The sequence below is a fragment of the Defluviimonas sp. D31 genome, from assembly GCF_033436765.1.
In the GTDB taxonomy this organism is placed as follows: Bacteria; Pseudomonadota; Alphaproteobacteria; order Rhodobacterales; family Rhodobacteraceae; genus Albidovulum.
The window spans coordinates 33,458-51,056 of the sequence record NZ_JAWQFN010000005.1 but is presented as its reverse complement, the minus strand read 5'-3'; the positions used below and the strand labels follow the sequence as shown (position 1 = coordinate 51,056).

The 17,599-nt window shown below is 67.2% G+C and carries 12 protein-coding genes; 9 read left to right on the top strand and 3 right to left on the bottom strand.

From position 1 onward, the window contains the following. Nucleotides 1–60: 60 nt before the first annotated feature. Together R5H32_RS10845 and R5H32_RS10840 are read right to left on the bottom strand one after the other, a co-directional pair. Nucleotides 61–3,504: a pyruvate carboxylase gene (locus tag R5H32_RS10845; protein ID WP_318338702.1), complete on the bottom strand. Its 3,444-nt coding sequence runs from the start codon at nt 3,502–3,504 to the stop codon at nt 61–63. Between the two features lie 162 nt (nt 3,505–3,666). Continuing rightward, nucleotides 3,667–4,803, bottom strand: a complete 1,137-nt coding sequence (locus tag R5H32_RS10840; RefSeq protein WP_318338701.1) for an alpha-hydroxy acid oxidase — start codon at nt 4,801–4,803, stop codon at nt 3,667–3,669. 103 nt (nt 4,804–4,906) lie between these two features. Between R5H32_RS10840 and R5H32_RS10835 the strand changes: the two genes are divergently transcribed. Then, nucleotides 4,907–7,258 (top strand): ATP-dependent helicase, encoded by a 2,352-nt coding sequence (locus R5H32_RS10835; RefSeq protein ID WP_318338700.1) that lies wholly within the window; start codon nt 4,907–4,909, stop codon nt 7,256–7,258. A 474-nt stretch (nt 7,259–7,732) separates the two neighbouring features. Here R5H32_RS10835 and R5H32_RS10830 read toward each other — a convergent pair whose 3' ends face one another. Beyond that, nucleotides 7,733–7,948 (bottom strand): DUF1127 domain-containing protein, encoded by a 216-nt coding sequence (locus R5H32_RS10830; RefSeq protein ID WP_263338532.1) that lies wholly within the window; start codon nt 7,946–7,948, stop codon nt 7,733–7,735. Between the two features lie 243 nt (nt 7,949–8,191). Between R5H32_RS10830 and R5H32_RS10825 the strand changes: the two genes are divergently transcribed. From R5H32_RS10825 to mraY, 8 genes are all read left to right on the top strand, one after another. Further along, nucleotides 8,192–9,259, top strand: a complete 1,068-nt coding sequence (locus R5H32_RS10825) for an Mrp/NBP35 family ATP-binding protein (RefSeq protein ID WP_318338699.1) — start codon at nt 8,192–8,194, stop codon at nt 9,257–9,259. A gap of 704 nt (nt 9,260–9,963) precedes the next feature. After that, the gene (mraZ, locus tag R5H32_RS10820; RefSeq protein ID WP_318338698.1) at nt 9,964–10,431 is read left to right on the top strand and encodes a division/cell wall cluster transcriptional repressor MraZ; all 468 of its coding nucleotides are present in this window, start codon (nt 9,964–9,966) and stop codon (nt 10,429–10,431) included. Between the two features lie 2 nt (nt 10,432–10,433). Then, a complete protein-coding gene (gene rsmH / locus R5H32_RS10815; protein WP_318338697.1) occupies nt 10,434–11,429 on the top strand; it encodes a 16S rRNA (cytosine(1402)-N(4))-methyltransferase RsmH in 996 nt (331 codons plus the stop codon). After that, a complete protein-coding gene (locus R5H32_RS10810; protein ID WP_318338696.1) occupies nt 11,429–11,776 on the top strand; it encodes a cell division protein FtsL in 348 nt (115 codons plus the stop codon). Before rsmH ends, R5H32_RS10810 begins: the two co-directional genes overlap by 1 nt. After that, nucleotides 11,773–13,557: a penicillin-binding protein 2 gene (locus R5H32_RS10805; RefSeq protein ID WP_318338695.1), complete on the top strand. Its 1,785-nt coding sequence runs from the start codon at nt 11,773–11,775 to the stop codon at nt 13,555–13,557. The genes R5H32_RS10810 and R5H32_RS10805 overlap by 4 nt, the downstream gene beginning before the upstream one ends. A gap of 28 nt (nt 13,558–13,585) precedes the next feature. Further along, nucleotides 13,586–15,067: a UDP-N-acetylmuramoyl-L-alanyl-D-glutamate--2,6-diaminopimelate ligase gene (locus R5H32_RS10800; protein WP_318338694.1), complete on the top strand. Its 1,482-nt coding sequence runs from the start codon at nt 13,586–13,588 to the stop codon at nt 15,065–15,067. Beyond that, on the top strand, nt 15,067–16,515 hold the full coding sequence (locus tag R5H32_RS10795) for a UDP-N-acetylmuramoyl-tripeptide--D-alanyl-D-alanine ligase (protein ID WP_318338693.1): 1,449 nt from the start codon (nt 15,067–15,069) through the stop codon (nt 16,513–16,515). Before R5H32_RS10800 ends, R5H32_RS10795 begins: the two co-directional genes overlap by 1 nt. After that, nucleotides 16,516–17,598, top strand: a complete 1,083-nt coding sequence (mraY, locus tag R5H32_RS10790; RefSeq protein WP_318338692.1) for a phospho-N-acetylmuramoyl-pentapeptide-transferase — start codon at nt 16,516–16,518, stop codon at nt 17,596–17,598. It abuts the gene before it with no gap. Nucleotide 17,599 lies beyond the last annotated feature (1 nt).

Below are 17,599 nucleotides of genomic sequence, written 5' to 3'. Positions count from 1 at the left end.
TGCAGGGATGATACTAGCGCAGCAAGTATTGACGGGTTCCTAAGCGGGCCCCGGGCGCGATCAGGCCTCGAACTCGACCAGCAGGTCCTTCGCCTCGATCTGGCTGCCCGGATGGACATGGACCGCCTTCACCACCGCGGCGCGGTCGGCGTGGATGCCGGTTTCCATCTTCATCGCCTCGAGCGTGAGAAGGAGGTCGCCGGCATTGACCTTCTGGCCCGCCGATACCGCGACCGAGGCGACCGAGCCCGGCATCGGGGCGCCGATATGGTTCGGGTTGCCCTCTGCCGCCTTCGGTTTCGCCGCCGTCTTGGCCTTCACTGCCCGGTTCGGCACGCGGATCACGCGCGGCTGACCGTTCAGTTCGAAGAAGACCTTGGCCTCGCCTTCCTCATTGGTCTCGCCCACCGCCTGAAGACGGATTTCGAGCGTCTTGCCGGGGTCGATCTCGGCCGAGATCTCGTCGCCCGCCTGCATGCCGTAGAAGAAGGTGCGTGTCGGAAGGGCGCGGACCGGGCCGTAGACGCGGTGGCGGCCCATGTAGTCGAGGAAGACCTTCGGATACATGAGGTAGCCGTTCAGGTCCTCGTCATCGACGGCGAAACCCAGAAGCTCCTTCGAGACGGAAGCGCGGGTGGCTTCCAGGTCAATGGGCTTGAGATGCTTGCCGGGGCGTACGGTGTTGGGTTTCTCGTCCTTCAGCACCTTGCGGATGATGCCTTCGGGGAAGCCGCCCGGCGGCTGGCCGAGGTTGCCGCGCATCATGTCGACAACCGAGTCCGGGAAGGCGACGTCGGCGGCCGGGTCCTCCACCTGATCGCGGGTGAGGTTCTGCGCCACCATCATGAGCGCCATGTCGCCCACGACCTTCGAGGACGGCGTGACCTTGACGATATCGCCGAACATCCGGTTCACGTCGGCATAGGCCTGCGCGACTTCCGGCCAGCGCTCCTCGAGTCCGAGCGAGCGGGCCTGCGCTTTCAGGTTGGTGAACTGGCCGCCCGGCATCTCGTGCAGATAGACCTCGGAGGCTGGTGCCTCGAGCCCGCTTTCGAAGGCCGCATAAAGGTGGCGCACGCCTTCCCAGTAGTTCGAGATCTGGCGGATCGCGCCGATGTCGAGCCCGGTGTCGCGCTCGGTATGGGCGAGCGCCTCGACGATCGAGCCGAGGCAGGGCTGAGAGGTGCCGCCCGAGAAGGCGTCCATCGCGGCATCGACCGCCGAGACGCCGGCATCGGCGGCGGCCAGGATCGTCGCCCCGGCGATTCCGCTCGTGTCGTGGGTGTGGAAGTGGATCGGCAGGCCGACCTCTTCCTTCAGCGCCGTGAAGAGCACCCGCGCCGAGGCGGGCTTCAACAGCCCCGCCATGTCCTTGAGGCCAAGGACATGGGCGCCCGCGGCCTTCAACTCCTTGCCCATCGCGACGTAATACTTCAGGTCGTATTTCGCGCGGTCGGGGTTCAGTATGTCGCCGGTGTAGCAGATCGTGCCTTCGCAGACCTTGTTGTTCTCGACCACCGCATCCATCGCGACGCGCATGTTCTCGACCCAGTTGAGGCTGTCGAAGACGCGGAAGACGTCGACACCGGTCTTGGCGGCCTGACGGACGAACTCCTGCACCACGTTGTCGGGGTAGTTGGTATAGCCGACCCCGTTCGAGGCGCGCAGAAGCATCTGCGTCATCAGGTTCGGCATCGCCGCGCGCAGGTCGCGCAAACGCTGCCAGGGGCATTCCTGCAAGAAACGGTAGGCCACGTCGAAGGTGGCGCCGCCCCAGCATTCGACCGAGAAGAGTTCGGGCAGGTTCGCGGCATAGGCCGGCGCCACCTTGATCATGTCGATCGAGCGCATCCGGGTTGCCAGAAGCGACTGGTGCCCGTCGCGCATCGTCGTGTCGGTCAGGAGGAGCTTTTTCTGGGCGGCCATCCAGTCGGCGACGGCCTGCGGGCCCTTCTCCTCGAGGAGGTTTCGGGTGCCCTTTGCAGGCGCGGCTCTGAGAGCGGGCGGTTTCGGCGCGCGCACCTCGGCCGGCGGTTTCGGCCGGCCGGCGGTTTCCGGATGCCCGTTCACGGTGATGTCGGCGATATAGGTCAGGATCTTCGTCGCCCGGTCGCGGCGCTTCTTGAAGTTGAAGAGGCCGGGCGTCGTGTCGATGAACTTCGTCGTGTAGGTGTCGTTGAGGAAGGTCGGGTGCTTCAGGAGGTTCTCGACGAAGGCGATGTTCGTCGAGACGCCGCGGATCCGGAACTCACGCAGCGCGCGGTCCATCCGGGCGATCGCCTGCTCGGGCGTCGGCGCCCAGGCGGTGACCTTGACCAGAAGCGAGTCGTAGTAGCGGGTGATGACGCCGCCCGAATAGGCGGTGCCGCCGTCAAGCCGGATGCCCATGCCGGTCGCCGAGCGATAGGCGGTGATGCGGCCGTAGTCCGGAATGAAGTTGTTCTGCGGATCCTCGGTCGTGACCCGGCACTGGAGCGCGTGGCCCTTCAGCGTCACGTCCTGCTGCCGCGACACGCCGGTCGCGTCGGCCAAGGTCTTGCCCTCGGCGATCTTGATCTGGGCCTGCACGATGTCGATGCCGGTCACCTCCTCGGTGACGGTGTGCTCGACCTGGACGCGGGGGTTCACCTCGATGAAGTAGAACTGGCCGGTGTCCATATCCATCAGGAACTCGACCGTGCCCGCGCATTCGTAGTTCACATGGGCGCAGATCTTGCGGCCAAGCTCGCAGATCTCGGTGCGCTGCGCCTCGGTTAGATAGGGCGCGGGCGCGCGCTCGACGACCTTCTGGTTGCGGCGCTGAACGGTGCAGTCGCGCTCGTAGAGGTGGTAGATCGAGCCGTGCTGGTCGCCGAGGATCTGCACCTCGACGTGGCGCGCGCGCAGGATCATCTTTTCAAGATAACCCTCGCCGTTGCCGAAGGCGGCCTCGGCCTCGCGCCGGCCCTCGCGGACCTTCTCGACGAGTTCCTCGGGCTTGGTGATCGGACGCATGCCGCGCCCGCCGCCGCCCCACGACGCTTTCAGCATCAGCGGATAGCCGATCTCGGCAGCTTCCTTCTTGATCGCGTCGAAATCGTCGCCCAGCACCTCGGTCGCCGGGATGACCGGCACGCCGGCCGCGACCGCCACGCGCCGCGCGCTGGCCTTGTCGCCGAGCGCCCGCATCGTCTCGGCCTTCGGGCCGATGAAGGTGATGCCGTTCGCCACACAGGCCTCGACGAATTCGGGGTTCTCGGAGAGAAGACCGTAGCCCGGATGGATCGCGTCGGCGCCGCATTCCTTGGCGACTCGGATGATCTCGGGGATCGAAAGGTAGGCCTGGACCGGCCCCATGCCCTCGCCGATCCGGTAGGCCTCGTCCGCCTTGAAGCGGTGGAGCGAGAGCTTGTCCTCCTCGGCGTAGACGGCGACGGTGCGTTTGCCGAGCTCGGTCGCGGCGCGCATGACGCGGATCGCGATCTCTCCGCGGTTGGCAACAAGGATCTTGCGGAATTCGGTCATCGGTTCCCCTCCGGTGGCGCGCGCGCACAATAGGGGTGCTGCGGCGCAGCGCAATACCCCCTCGTTACCGGATCGTCAGATTCCGGTAACATTTCGTTCTCTCTATGGCCCGCGCCGAAACTATCTTATGTGATTGCGAAGCAAATAAGCCGAAAACGACTTTCAGCGCCCTCGGAGACGCCCGGCGAGATCGGCAAGCCGTCTTGCGCCGAGCTGGCCCATGTTGGCCGCCATGTCTTTGGCCAGAATCTCCACCAGATGCGCCGGACCTGCCGCCCCGAGCGCGCCGAGCGCATAATGCCAGGCGCGGCCCAGCATCACGAAATCCGCGCCAAGCGCGAGCGCCCTGAGAATGTCGAGCCCGCCCTCGATGCCGCTGTCGAAGATCACCGGCAGCGTGGTCGCGATGCGGACCTCGGGCAGCGCCTCGATCGTCGCGGGCGCGGCGTCGAACTGGCGGCCGGCGTGATTCGACACCCAGATCGCGTCGGCGCCCTCGTCCTGCAACCGCGCCGCGTCGTCGCCGTTGAGCACGCCCTTGACGATCAAGGGCCCTTCCCAGTCGTCGCGCAGCGCCTTCAGATAGTCCCAGTCGGGCGAGGTGCGGAGCAGGTAGCCGACATGGGCGGTCGAGGAGCGGCTCACGCTCGTATCGGCATAGCCGTCCATCAACCGCATCCGCGGCATCCCCATCCTGAGCGTTCCCAGCGCCCAGGCCGGCCGCGCCGCCGCCTGCGCAAGCAGCCGTGGCGTGAGCTTCGGCGGCTGGGTCAGGCCCGAGCGGGTCTGCCTTTCGCGCCGGCTCGCCACCGGAACGTCCACGGTCAGGATCAGGGCCGAGAAGCCCGCCGCCCTCGCGCGCCTCAGCATGTCGGCGCGAATCTCCGGGTCGCGCGGCGGGTACATCTGGAACCAGCCCTGGGCGCCGAGAACCGGCGCCAGCGCCTCTGGCGTCTGGCTCGCGACGGTAGAGAGCGCGTAGGGCAGCCCCGCCTTGGCGGCCGCCGCCGCCAGAAGCCGTTCGGCATCGGGCCAGATCAGCCCGGACATGCCGACCGGGGCGATGCCGAAGGGCAGGGGGAAGTCGTGACCGAAGAGCCGCGCCGTCAGGTCCGCGTTGAACTCGCCATGCAGGATCGAGGGACGAAAGAGCACCGTGTCGAGCTCTGCCCGGTTGCGCCGCAGCGTCGCCTCGGTCCCGGTGCCGCTGTCGAGATATTCCCAGACGAAATGCGGAATCCGCCGCCGCGCGCGGGCCTTGAGGTCGGAAATCGCCGGGTAACGCTGGTGCAGGTCCATGCCGAACTACGCCGCGCCGCCCCTCCGCTTGTCCAGCGAAAGCTCTGGAACAGAGTGTGAACTCGTCTTTTATTCGCACCCCGTTGCCGCTAGATTGCGGGCTATGAGCAGTTTCGACGACAGCGACGCCTTCGAGGGCGCCTCCCTCTCCGCCCGCGCCATGGCCGCGCGGCCCGCACCCTATCTTGACGGGCTGAACCCGGCGCAGCGCGCCGCGGTCGAGACGCTCGACGGACCGGTCCTGATGCTCGCGGGCGCCGGCACCGGCAAGACCCGCGCGCTGACGGCGCGGATCGCGCATCTTCTGGCGCGCGGCAAGGCGCGCCCGAACGAGATCCTCGCGGTGACCTTCACCAACAAGGCCGCGCGCGAGATGAAGGAACGCGTCGGCCGGCTGATGGGGCAGGCCGTGGAGGGAATGCCCTGGATGGGCACCTTCCACTCGATCTCGGTCAAGATCCTCCGCCGCCATGCCGAGCTCGTGGGCCTCAAGTCGAACTTCACCATCCTCGACACCGACGACCAGATCCGGCTCCTGAAACAGGTGATCGCGGCGGCGAATATCGACGAGAAACGCTGGCCCGCGCGCCAGCTCGCCGGGCTTATCGACCACTGGAAGAACCGCGCCTGGGGGCCCGAGCACGTGCCCTCGTCCGAGGCCTCGGCTTTCAACAACATGGGGACGGAGCTCTACGCCGCCTATCAGCAGCGGCTCCTGACGCTGAACGCCACCGATTTCGGCGACCTGCTCCTGCATGTCGTGACGATCCTGCAGCAGCATCCAGACGTGCTGGATCAATACCAGCGCTGGTTCCGCTACATACTCGTCGACGAGTACCAGGACACCAACGTCGCCCAGTATCTCTGGCTGCGCCTCCTCGCGGCGAAGCACAAGAACATCTGCTGCGTCGGCGACGACGACCAGTCAATCTACGGCTGGCGCGGGGCCGAGGTCGGCAACATCCTGCGCTTCGAGAAGGATTTCCCGGGCGCTGAGGTGATCCGGCTCGAACAGAACTACCGCTCCACCGAACATATCCTCGCCGCCGCCTCCGGCCTGATCACGGCCAATGCCGGCCGCCTCGGCAAGACCCTCTGGACCGAGGCGCAAGGCGGCGAGAAGGTCCGCCTCATCGGCCATTGGGACGGCGAGGAAGAGGCGCGCTGGATCGGCGAGGAGGCCGAGGCCATCCAGCGCGGGACGCGGGGCATGGAACCGAAGAGCCTCGACGCCCAGGCGATCCTCGTCCGCGCCTCCCACCAGATGCGCGCGTTCGAGGACCGCTTCCTCACGATCGGCCTGCCCTACCGGGTGATTGGCGGGCCCCGCTTCTACGAACGGCTCGAGATCCGCGACGCGATGGCCTATTTCCGCCTCGCGGTCTCGCCCGCCGATGACCTCGCCTTCGAGCGCGTGGTGAACACCCCCAAGCGCGGCCTCGGCGACAAGGCGCAGCAGACGATCCAGCGCCAGGCGCGCGAGTGCGGCGTGAGCCTCCTTGAAGGTGCCCGCTACTGCGTGGCGTCCGGCCAGATCGGCGGCAAGGGCGGCGCCCAGCTCCGCGCCCTCGTCGAGAACATCGACCGCTGTCACCGGGTCACACAGACGCCGGACTGCGACCATGTGCGTCTCGCCGAAACGATCCTCGACGAGTCGGGCTACACAGCGATGTGGCAGGCGGACAAGACGCCCGAGGCGCCGGGCCGGCTCGAGAACCTCAAGGAACTGGTGAAGGCGCTCGAAAGCTTCGACAACCTCCAGGGTTTCCTCGAACATGTCTCGCTGATCATGGACAACGACAGCGAGGATGCCGCGGAGAAGATCACCATCATGACCCTTCATGCGGCAAAGGGCCTCGAATTCCCGGTGGTCTTCCTGCCGGGCTGGGAAGACGGTCTCTTCCCCTCGCAGCGCTCGATGGACGAGACCGGGCTCAGGGGTCTCGAAGAGGAACGCCGGCTCGCCTATGTCGGCATCACCCGCGCCGAGGAACTCTGCACGATCTCGTTTGCCGGCAACCGCCGGGTCTACGGCCAGTGGCAAAGCCAGCTTCCCTCGCGCTTCATTGACGAACTGCCCGCGAAACATGTCGAGGTCCTGACCCCACCCGGCCTTTATGGCGGCGGCTACGGCGCGGCCGGCATGTCCGCCGGCATCGAGGACCGCGCGGCGCGGGCCGATGTCTACAACTCGCCGGGCTGGAAACGGCTCCAGGAACGCAGCCAGACCCGCTCCGTCAGCCAGCCGCGCGAGGCGCGCAACGTGGTGATCGACCTCGACGCCGTCTCGGCCTTCACCGAGGGCGACCGGGTCTTCCACCAGAAGTTCGGCTACGGCATCGTCGAGGGTATAGAGGGCGACAAGCTCGAGGTCGCCTTCGACAAGGCCGGCACCAAGCATGTCGTGGCGAGCTTCATCGTTTCCGCGGATGCGGCCGACGACATCCCCTTCTGAACTTCTTCATTGCCGAAATACCCCCGCCGGAGGCGGTCCCGAGCCGGAGCGCGCCAGCGCGCAGGCGAGACGAAGAAATGGCCCCGGCACGGGGCCGCCTTGGGATCATCCCCCGAAACGAAAAAGGCGGCGCCGGGAGGGCGCCGCCAGTCGCAATCACGGTCCCGAGGGAGAGGGAGGGACCGCTGCATTCCGGTGAAGACCGGCAGCACCCAAGGAGGAGGAGGGGTGCCGCCTATCTTCACGCCAGCGGCCCGAGGGAGGGCGGGCCGCCGATCAGGGTGAAGATGCGGCGGTGGCAGGGAGGAGGAGGCCACCGCCGCATTTCACGGCGCCGGATCCAGGGAGGAGGAGGGATCCGGCGCAACTCTTTGGGCCTGTCAGGCCCGATCGGACGCGGCGACTTCAGGGAGGAGGAAAGTCGCCGCGAAGCTCCGGGGCTCGGGGAGGAGGAGAGAGCCCGGGAAGCGAAACTTACTTGCCGTAGGCAGCCTCGAGCGCGATCGAGTCGATCGCCGAGCGGTGCAGCCCGAGATCGTGCAGCTCGCGGTCGGTGAGCGCGTGGAGCTCGTTCACGGTCTGGCGGTACATCTTGTAGCGCCGGTGGCTGTCGCGCAGGCCGGCGAAGAAGGCGGAGATGCGATCGGCAAGGCCGGTCTCGACGCCACGGATAACGGTTGCATGTGCCATTGTAGTGCCTCTTTCGGATCATTGGCGCCATCTGCGCCGCTGTTGGACCCTAGATGGACCTCATGCTGCAGATGCACAATCCCTGACGAAATCATTGCCGCCATGCAGCAATTGCATGGCACTTCACGGCGATTTTACCTGCCCTTGCGGCAACTTGTCCGAACTGGCCGTGTCGCCGGACATTGGCACTTGTTCTTGCCGCCCCGGGCGTGACATTGCTCCACGGATACGAAGGGGAACCCGATGAACCTCAGCCGCGACACCGTCCTTGCCGCCCTCCGCCGCCTCACGCTGCCCGATGGTGGCGACCTCGTCTCGCGCGATCTCGTGCGCGCGCTCACGGTGGAGGGCGATGCCGTGCGGTTCGTGATCGAGGCGCCCGATCCCGAAATGGCGCGGCGGATGGAGCCGGTGCGGCAGGCTGCCGAGGCGGCCGTGAAGGCGCTGCCGGGCGTGGGCGCGGTCTCTGTCGTCATGACGGCACATGGCCCGGCGCCAAAGGCGCCGCCGAGCCTGAAGATCGGCGGCCACCCGACGCCTCAGGCCGGCCCGGCGCGGATCGCCGGCGTGGACCGCATTCTTGCGGTGGGGTCGGGCAAGGGCGGCGTCGGCAAGTCGACGGTATCGTCGAACCTCGCGGTCGCGCTCGCGCGCCAGGGCCGCCGGGTCGGGCTCCTGGACGCCGACATCTACGGCCCCTCGCAGCCACGCATGATGGGGGTCTCGAAACGCCCCGCCTCGCCAGACGGCAAGACCATCGTGCCGCTCAAGGCGCATGGAGTCACCTTCATGTCGATCGGCCTGATGCTGAAGGAGGACGAGGCCGTGGTCTGGCGCGGCCCGATGCTCATGGGGGCGCTCCAGCAGATGCTCGGCCAGGTCGCCTGGGGCGAGCTCGACGTGCTCATCGTCGACCTGCCGCCTGGCACCGGCGATGTGCAGCTCACGCTCTGCCAGAAAAGCCACGTCACCGGAGCGCTCATCGTCTCCACCCCGCAGGACGTAGCCCTTCTCGACGCGCGCCGGGCGATCGACATGTTCGGCAAGCTCAAGACGCCGATCCTCGGGCTGATCGAGAACATGTCGACCTATGTCTGCCCGAATTGCGGGCACGAGGCGCATATCTTCGGCCATGGCGGCGTCGCGGCCGAGGCGTCCAAGCTCGGTGTCCCCTTCCTTGGAGAGATCCCCCTCAGCCTCGACGTGCGGCTTGCGGGCGATGGCGGCACGCCGATCGCTTCGGGCGAGGGGCCGATCGCCGAGGCCTATGCCCGGCTCGCCCGCCGGCTCGTCGACGGCGGCATGGCCTGATCCGGGAAATCACGGGACCGGCCGCGTTCCGCCGGGATCTCATGGGAATTCGCGTCTCGGCTGGTGCCGAAAACGAATCGTTCGCCGTGGAAAGCGCCTGAATCCGCGAAATTCGACGGAATCTCGATGAGTCGTGCCAATCGGGCCTGACCTAACGGAAGCTGGATTGAAAAAAGTTGGGAATGTATGGGAACAACTTAAGTTCCGACTTTATGCCGACATTTTGGGTGTAGCATTTCTCAAAGCGCAAAATATGCCAAAATTCAATCAGGCAATGTATTCATTGCGCCTGCCTTTAGATGCGCTCGAATGCCAATAGCCGCCGTATTACGCAAGTTTTTTCTTGCTTCCCATGAATTCCCATGTCATCCCTATACATACCGATGAAGACGGGCTGACAGAGGGGCGGCAAGACCCCGAAGGCGAAAGTCAGGTTTCATACAGGCACCCGCTTTCATCGAATGAAGATCCGGCGCGCAAGCGAGCAGACATCCCCCCCCAGGTGGCATGCGCAGCCGGACGAGCCCAGCAATGGGACCCGGAAACGGGACGAGGGCGGCGGATTGGGCAGTGGCAGCAGCCCAATCCGCCGTTGTCCGTTCAGGGGTCCCGCGGGCGGATGCGGCGGTGAATTCCGGGGGGAAGGGAACGGTAAGGAGCGCGGGCCGTTGGCACGCAGGTTCAGAGGATCGGATACATACAAGGTGGACGCGAAGGGTCGCGTTTCCATCCCTGCGCCGTTCCGCCGTGTCATCGAAGCCTCGGATCCCGACTGGAAGGAAGGCCTTCGCCCCAATATCGTGATCGTCTACGGTGACTCGGGTCAGGACTGGCTCGAAGTCTACACCATGAAGGCGATCGAAGAGATCGATGAGCAGATCGAGGACATGCAGCGCGGCTCGCCGGAGCGGCTCTGGCTCGAGGAGCTGATGCACGGCCAGTCGATCGAGGCGCAGATCGACGACGACGGCCGCCTGACCCTGCCCCAGAAGCTGCGCGAGAAGGTCGGGCTCACGTCCGAGGCATTCTTCATCTCGGCCGGCGACTATTTCAAGATCTGGAAGCCCGAGACCTACCAGGACAAGGCCGGCTCGCGCACCCGCAAGCTCGTCGAGCAATATCCCGAAGATTTCGATCCCCGCAGCCTTCTGCCGACACGGTCGAGGGGGTAGGGATGGCGGCCGCCAAGACACCGACACCCGCTTCCGCCCCCCATATCCCGGTTCTGCTGCGGCCGCTCCTAGAGGCGGTCGCACCTGTCTCCGGCACCTGGGTCGATGGCACATTCGGGGCGGGCGGCTACACCCGCGGCCTGCTTGAGGCCGGCGCCGACCTGGTGATCGGCATCGACCGCGACCCGAGCGTCTTTCGCATGGCCGCCGACTGGGCCGGCGCCTATGGCGACCGGCTGAAGCTCGTCGAGGGTACGTTTTCCGATCTCGACGCGCTGGCGGGCGCGCCCGTGGACGGTGTCGTCCTCGATCTCGGCGTCTCCTCGATGCAGCTCGACCAGGCCGAGCGCGGCTTTTCCTTCCAGAAGGACGGCCCCCTCGACATGCGGATGGGCGACACCGGTCCGACGGCGGCAGATCTCGTCAACGAGGCCGACGAGGCCGAGATCGCCGACATCCTCTTCCACTACGGCGAGGAGCGTGCCTCGCGCCGCATCGCCCGCGCCATCGTCGCGGCCCGGCCCTTCAAGACGACCCTCGAACTGGCGGCGGTGATCGAGCGTTGCCTGCCGCGCGCCAAGCCCGGTCAGAGCCATCCCGCGACCCGAAGCTTCCAGGCGATCCGCATCGCCGTGAACGACGAGTTCGGCCAGCTCGCCGAGGGGCTCGAGGCCGCCGAACGTGCGCTGAAGCCCGGCGGCCAGCTTGCCGTCGTGACCTTCCACTCGCTCGAGGACCGGATCGTCAAGCGCTTCTTCCAGCTCCGCTCCGGGGCCGAAGGCCAGGGCAGCCGCTATGCCCCGGCCCGCGAGCAGGTGCCGCCGGCCTTCACGCTCAAGACCCGCCGCGCGGTCGGTCCCGACGACGAGGAACTGGCCGCCAACCCCCGCGCCCGCTCGGCCAAGCTCCGGGTGGGCATCCGCACCGATACGCCCGCAGGTCGCGCCGACCGTGCGGCGCTCGGCCTTCCGAAACCCGCGCTCGAAGGACGTCACTGATGCGCAGCCTGTTCCTGGTCCTGACCGCCCTCGCCGTGATGGGGTTGGCCTTCTGGGCCTACCGCGAGAACTACCGCACCCAGGCGGAGCTTGCCGCCGTGCGCAACCTGCAGAGCGAAATCGGCGTACTGAAGGAATCGCTCGGGGTTCTGAACGCGGAATGGGCCTATCTCAACAGGCCCGATCGGCTGCGCGAACTGGCCGACATCAGCTTCCCGCGGCTCGGGCTGCTGCCGCTGGAGCCGCGCCAGTTCGGCGGGGTCGCGCAGATCGGCTATCCCGAGATCGAGCTGCCGTCGATCACTTTCCCGGTCGATACGATCGCGCTGGGGGAGACCAACCCATGACCCGCATACCGCTGCGCCCGCTTGCACGCATCCTCTCGGCCCGCGAAAAGGGCGAGAATCCAGACGCGATCGAACGCGAGAACATCCGCCTGCGGCACGAGGCGATGCGCGACCGGGCGCGTCTTCGGGCCGAGGGGCGGCTTCTGATCCTCGGCGCGGCTTTCGTCGCCGCCTTCGTCACGGTCGGCGCCCAGATGGGGCTTCTCGCCGCGACCGAACCGGCGGAACCGCAGGCGACCGGGATGGGCGCCGCGATCGTCGCGCAGAGGGCCGACATCACCGACCGGCAGGGCCGGATCCTCGCCACCAATCTCGTCACCCATTCGCTCTACGCGCAGCCGCCGCTGATGGTCGACCCGGTCCGCGCCGCCGAGGAACTTGCGCTGATCTTCCCCGATCTCGACGGCGAGCGGCTGAAGAAGGATTTCACCAGCAAACGCAAGTTCCTATGGGTGAAGAAGAAGATCTCGCCCGAACAGATGCAGCTCGTGCACGAGATCGGCGATCCCGGCCTTCTCTTCGGCCCGCGCGAGATGCGGCTCTACCCGAACGGCGCGATCGCGGCTCATATCCTCGGCGGCGCGAGTTTCGGCCGCGAGGGCGTGCGCTCGGCCGAGGTCGTCGGCACGGCGGGGGTCGAGAAGACCTTCGACGGTTGGCTGCGCGACCCGGCCAATGGCGGCGCGCCGCTGCGGCTGTCGCTCGATCTGACGATCCAGTCGACGGTCGAGGACGTGCTTTACGGCGGCATGAGGCTGATGAACGCCAAGGGCGCGACCGCGATCCTGATGGACGTCAAGACCGGAGAGATCACCGCGATGGCCTCGCTGCCGGATTTCGACCCGAACACCCGGCCGGCGCCCCTGACCAAGGGCGACCCCTCCGACAGCCCGCTCTTCAATCGCGCGGTGCAGGGGGTCTATGAGCTTGGCTCCACCTTCAAGATCTTCGCGGTCGCCCAGGCGCTCGACCTCGGGCTGGTGCGACCCGAGACGATGGTCGAGACCAAGGGGCCGATGTTCTGGGGCAAGTTCAAGATCCGCGATTTTCACAATTATGGGCCCCAGCTTTCGGTCACCGATGTGATCGTGAAGTCCTCCAACATCGGCACTGCCCATATCGCCCAGCAGATCGGTGGTGTGCGACAGCAGGAGTTTCTGCAAAAACTCGGCATGTTCGACCCGACCGCGGTCGAGCTGGTCGAGGCGCCCGGCGCCAAGCCGCTCCGCCCCGCGAAATGGCCGGAGATCACGACGCTCACCGTTTCCTACGGCCACGGCATCGCGGCAAGCCCGCTGCATCTCGCCGCCGCCTATGCCTCTCTGGCCAACGGCGGCACGCGGGTCACGCCGACGATCCTCAAGCGCGACAAGGCCGAGACCGGGGCGCGGCTGATCTCCGAAGCGACCTCGGTCCAGGTCCGCGACATGCTGCGGCAGGTCGTGGTGCGCGGCACTGCGAGCTTCGGCGAGGTTCCGGGCTACGCTGTTGCCGGAAAGACCGGCACCGCCGACAAGCCAAAGCGCACCGGCGGCGGCTACTACAAGGACAAGGTGATCGCCACCTTCGCCTCGATCTTCCCGGCGCATGATCCGAAATACGTGCTCGTCGTCTCGCTCGACGAGCCGGTCGAAACCTCGGGCACCGAGCCGCGCCGCACCGCCGGCTGGACCGCCGTGCCGGTCGCGGCCGAGATCATCCGCCGCACCGCACCGCTTCTCGGCCTCAGGCCGGAGGTTGAACCTCTCGCCGATGCTGCTGTAACACTCGTGCGCAACTGAGGACGGGTATGTGGCGGGGGCTGAGCTTATGGCAGCGGAGACGAAATCGCTTGGCGAGCTGGGCCTGAGGGCGCAGGGCGGGCGCGAGGCGCAGGTGACCGGCCTCTCGGTCGACAGCCGCCTCGTCAAGCCCGGCCATCTCTTCGCCGCGTTGCCGGGAACCAAGGTGCATGGCGCTGAATTCATTCAATATGCGTTGAGGATGGAGGCGGCCGCTATCCTTACCGATCGCGTGGGCGCCGAGATCGCGAAGGCCGAAATAGCTGCCTCGGACGCCGCGCTGATCATAGCCGAGGACCCGCGCCAGGCGCTCGCCTTCACCGCTGCGCTCTGGTTCGGGCGCCAGCCCGAGGTGCTGGTCGCGGTGACCGGCACCTCCGGCAAGACCTCGGTCGCGACATTCACCCGGCAGATCTGGCAGGCGCTTGGGCGGAGTTCCGCCAATCTCGGCACGATGGGGATCCTCGGCGACTACACCGCGCCCCTGGCCCATACCACGCCCGAGCCGATCACGCTGCACCGGGTCCTTCGCGACATGGCCGATGCCGGCGTGACCCATGCGGCGATGGAGGCCTCCTCGCACGGGCTCGACCAGGGTCGGCTCGACGGGGTGCGGCTTACCGCGGCGGCGTTCACGAACTTCAGTCAGGACCACCTCGATTATCACGCCAACTTCGACGATTACTTCGCCGCCAAGGCCGGGCTCTTCGCCCGCGTCCTGCCCGAAGAGGGCACGGCGGTGATCAACATCGACGAGCCGCGCGGGCGCGAGATGCTGGAGATCGCGCGGGGCCGCGGTCAAAGGCTGATCACCGTCGGACGCAATCCGGCCGCCGATCTCTGCATCACCTCGCAGCGGTTCGACGCGACCGGACAGGATCTGCGCTTCACCTACGACGCCAAGCCGCATCTCGTGCGGCTGGCGCTCATCGGCGGCTTCCAGGCCGACAACGTGCTCGCCGCCGCCGGACTGGTCATCGCGGCGGGAGAGGCGCCCGAGGCGCTCTTCGGCGTTCTGCACACGCTCGTCACCGTGCGCGGCCGGATGGAGCTTGCGGCCAAGCGCGACAACGGCGCCACGGTCTTCGTCGACTATTCGCACAAGCCCGGCGCGCTCGCCTCGGCGCTGCAATCGCTGCGACCGCATGTGATGGGCCGGATCGTTACCGTCTTCGGTGCCGGGGGCGACCGCGACCGGCTGAAACGCCCGCTGATGGGCGAGGCGGCGGCCGAGTTCGCCGACGTGGTGATCGTCACCGACGACAATCCCCGCTCCGAGGATCCGGCCGCGATCCGCGCCGAGGTGATGCGGGGCTGCCCCGAGGCGACCGAGGTCGGCGACCGCGCCGAGGCGATCCTGCGCGGCGTCGACGCGCTGCAGCCGGGCGACGCGCTCCTGATCGCCGGCAAGGGGCACGAGACCGGCCAGATCGTCGGCCAGGATGTCTATCCGTTCGACGATGCCGAACAGGCCAGCGTCGCGGTGGCCGCACTCGACGGGAAGATCTGATGGCCGCGCTCTGGACCCATGAAGACGCCGCGACCGCCACCGGTGGCCGCGCCACCCACCCCTTCGAGGCGACCGGCCTCTCGATCGACACCCGCAGCCTCGTTCCCGGCGACCTCTTCGTCGCGCTGAAGGACCAGCGCGACGGCCATGACTTCGTTGCCGATGCATTGCGGAAGGGCGCCGCCGCGGCGCTCGTCTCGCGCATTCCCGAGGGCTGCTCGGAGGTCGATCCTCTCCTGATCGTGCCCGACGTCCTGGACGCGCTCACGGCCCTTGGCGCGGCGGGGCGGGCACGGGCGAAGGCGAAGGTGATCGCGGTCACCGGCTCGGTCGGCAAGACCTCGACCAAGGAGATGCTGCGCGCGGTCCTTGCCGGGCAGGGAAAGGTCCATGCCGCAGAGGCGAGCTTCAACAACCACTGGGGCGTTCCGATCACGCTCGCCCGCCTGCCCGAGGACGCCGATTTCGCGGTGATCGAGATCGGCATGAACCATCCCGGCGAGATCGCGCCGCTCGCGCGGCTCGCAAGGCCGCATGTGGCTATGATCACCACCGTCGCGCCTGCCCATCTCGAGGCTTTCGAGAACATCGAGGGCATCGCCCGCGAGAAGGCGGCGATCTTCGAGGGGCTGGAGCCGGGCGGGATCGCCGTCATTCCCTCGGGGCTCTCCGTCACGCCGATCCTCGCCGCGGCCGCGGAGCGCAAGGCCGCCCGCACGATCCGCTTCGGCGTGGAGGCGGGGGACGATTACCGGCTGACAGACGCGACGCTCGCCGATGACACCACCATCGCCAAGGCGGTTCGCGGCGACGGGCCGTTCCTCTACAAGGTCCGAACCGCGGGCCGCCATTTCGCCGTCAATGCGCTCGGCGTGGTCGCGGTGGCGGAGGCCGTCGGTGCCGATCCCGCCGTGACCATCTGCGACATCGGCCTCTGGCAGCCGCCCGCCGGCCGCGGCCAGCGCGAGCGCATCCATCTCGACATCGTCGATGCCGACATGGCCTTCGAACTGATCGACGACGCCTTCAACGCCAATCCGGCCTCGATGGCGGCGGCGCTCGACGTCCTCGCCGCGGCGCGGACGCGCGACGGGGTCGGCCGCGTCCACACGGGCCGACGCATCGCGATCCTCGGCGACATGCTGGAGCTTGGCCCGACCGAGGCCGAGCTGCACGCGGCCATCGCCGCGCATCCGGCGATGGCACGGCTTCACCTTGTCCATTGCGTCGGGCCGAGGATGCGGGCGCTCTGGGACAGCCTGCCCGCCGCCAAGCGCGGCGAATGGCGCGAGACGGCGCCGGAGCTTGCGGGGCGGAGTCATCTCATCGCCGATGCCGGCGACGTGATCCTCGTCAAGGGATCGAAGGGATCGAAGGTCAGCCTGGTGGTTGACGCACTCAGGAAACTCGGGCAACCGGGCGCGGAAGAAGCGCGAGGAACGAACTAGATGCTCTATTGGCTTTCCAGCCTTTCGGAGGGGGGGGACATGTTCAACCTCTTCCGGTACATCACCTTCCGGGCGGGAGCCGCGTTCTTCACCGCGCTCGTCTTCGGCTTCCTCTTCGGCCGTCCGCTGATCAACCTCTTGCGCCGCAAGCAGAAAAAGGGCCAGCCGATCCGCGACGACGGCCCGCAGAGCCATTTCTCGAAGGCCGGAACCCCGACCATGGGCGGGCTCCTGATCCTGTCGGCGATCCTCTTCTCGACACTGCTCTGGGCGCGGCTCGACAATCCCTATATCTGGATCGTGCTCTTCGTGACCTATGGCTTCGGCCTGATCGGCTTCGCCGACGATTACGCGAAGGTCACCAAGCAGAGCGTCAAGGGCGTCTCTTCGCGGTCGCGCTTCCTGCTCGGCCTAGCCATCGCCGCGGTCGCGGGATTTGCCGCCTCGCTCTTCCACCCGCCGGCGCTGACCGACCAGCTCGCGTTCCCGCTGTTCAAGAACGCGCTCCTCTACCTCGGCTATTTCTTCATTCCCTTCGCGATGATCGTCATCGTCGGCGCGGCGAACGCGGTCAACCTGACCGACGGGCTCGACGGGCTCGCCGTCATGCCGGTGATGATCGCGGCCGGGACGCTCGGCGTGATCGCCTATATCGTCGGCAACTACAATTTCACCGAATACCTCGGCGTCCATTTCGTTCCCGGCACCGGCGAGATCCTGATCTTCTGCGCGGCGCTGGTCGGCGGGGGCCTGGGCTTTTTGTGGTACAACGCGCCACCGGCGGCGGTCTTCATGGGCGACACCGGATCGCTCGCGCTCGGCGGCGCGCTCGGGGCCATCGCGGTTGCTACCAAGCACGAGATCGTGCTCGCGATCGTCGGCGGCCTCTTCGTGGTCGAGGCGCTCTCGGTCATCATCCAGGTCGCCTATTTCAAGCGCACCGGTCGCCGGGTGTTCCTGATGGCGCCGATCCACCACCATTTCGAGAAGAAGGGCTGGGCCGAGCCGCAGATCGTGATCCGGTTCTGGATCATCTCGCTGATTCTCGCGCTGATCGGGCTGGCGACGCTGAAGGTGCGCTGAA

What these genes read in the sequence shown, in the direction of transcription:
- R5H32_RS10845 (WP_318338702.1), bottom strand. Translation starts at nt 3,504, where the DNA reads ATGACCGAATTCCGCAAGATCCTTGTTGCCAACCGCGGAGAGATCGCG.
- R5H32_RS10840 (WP_318338701.1), bottom strand. Translation starts at nt 4,803, where the DNA reads ATGGACCTGCACCAGCGTTACCCGGCGATTTCCGACCTCAAGGCCCGC.
- R5H32_RS10835 (WP_318338700.1), top strand. Translation starts at nt 4,907, where the DNA reads ATGAGCAGTTTCGACGACAGCGACGCCTTCGAGGGCGCCTCCCTCTCC.
- R5H32_RS10830 (WP_263338532.1), bottom strand. Translation starts at nt 7,948, where the DNA reads ATGGCACATGCAACCGTTATCCGTGGCGTCGAGACCGGCCTTGCCGAT.
- R5H32_RS10825 (WP_318338699.1), top strand. Translation starts at nt 8,192, where the DNA reads ATGAACCTCAGCCGCGACACCGTCCTTGCCGCCCTCCGCCGCCTCACG.
- rsmH (WP_318338697.1), top strand. Translation starts at nt 10,434, where the DNA reads ATGGCGGCCGCCAAGACACCGACACCCGCTTCCGCCCCCCATATCCCG.
- R5H32_RS10810 (WP_318338696.1), top strand. Translation starts at nt 11,429, where the DNA reads ATGCGCAGCCTGTTCCTGGTCCTGACCGCCCTCGCCGTGATGGGGTTG.
- R5H32_RS10805 (WP_318338695.1), top strand. Translation starts at nt 11,773, where the DNA reads ATGACCCGCATACCGCTGCGCCCGCTTGCACGCATCCTCTCGGCCCGC.
- R5H32_RS10800 (WP_318338694.1), top strand. Translation starts at nt 13,586, where the DNA reads ATGGCAGCGGAGACGAAATCGCTTGGCGAGCTGGGCCTGAGGGCGCAG.
- R5H32_RS10795 (WP_318338693.1), top strand. Translation starts at nt 15,067, where the DNA reads ATGGCCGCGCTCTGGACCCATGAAGACGCCGCGACCGCCACCGGTGGC.
- mraY (WP_318338692.1), top strand. Translation starts at nt 16,516, where the DNA reads ATGCTCTATTGGCTTTCCAGCCTTTCGGAGGGGGGGGACATGTTCAAC.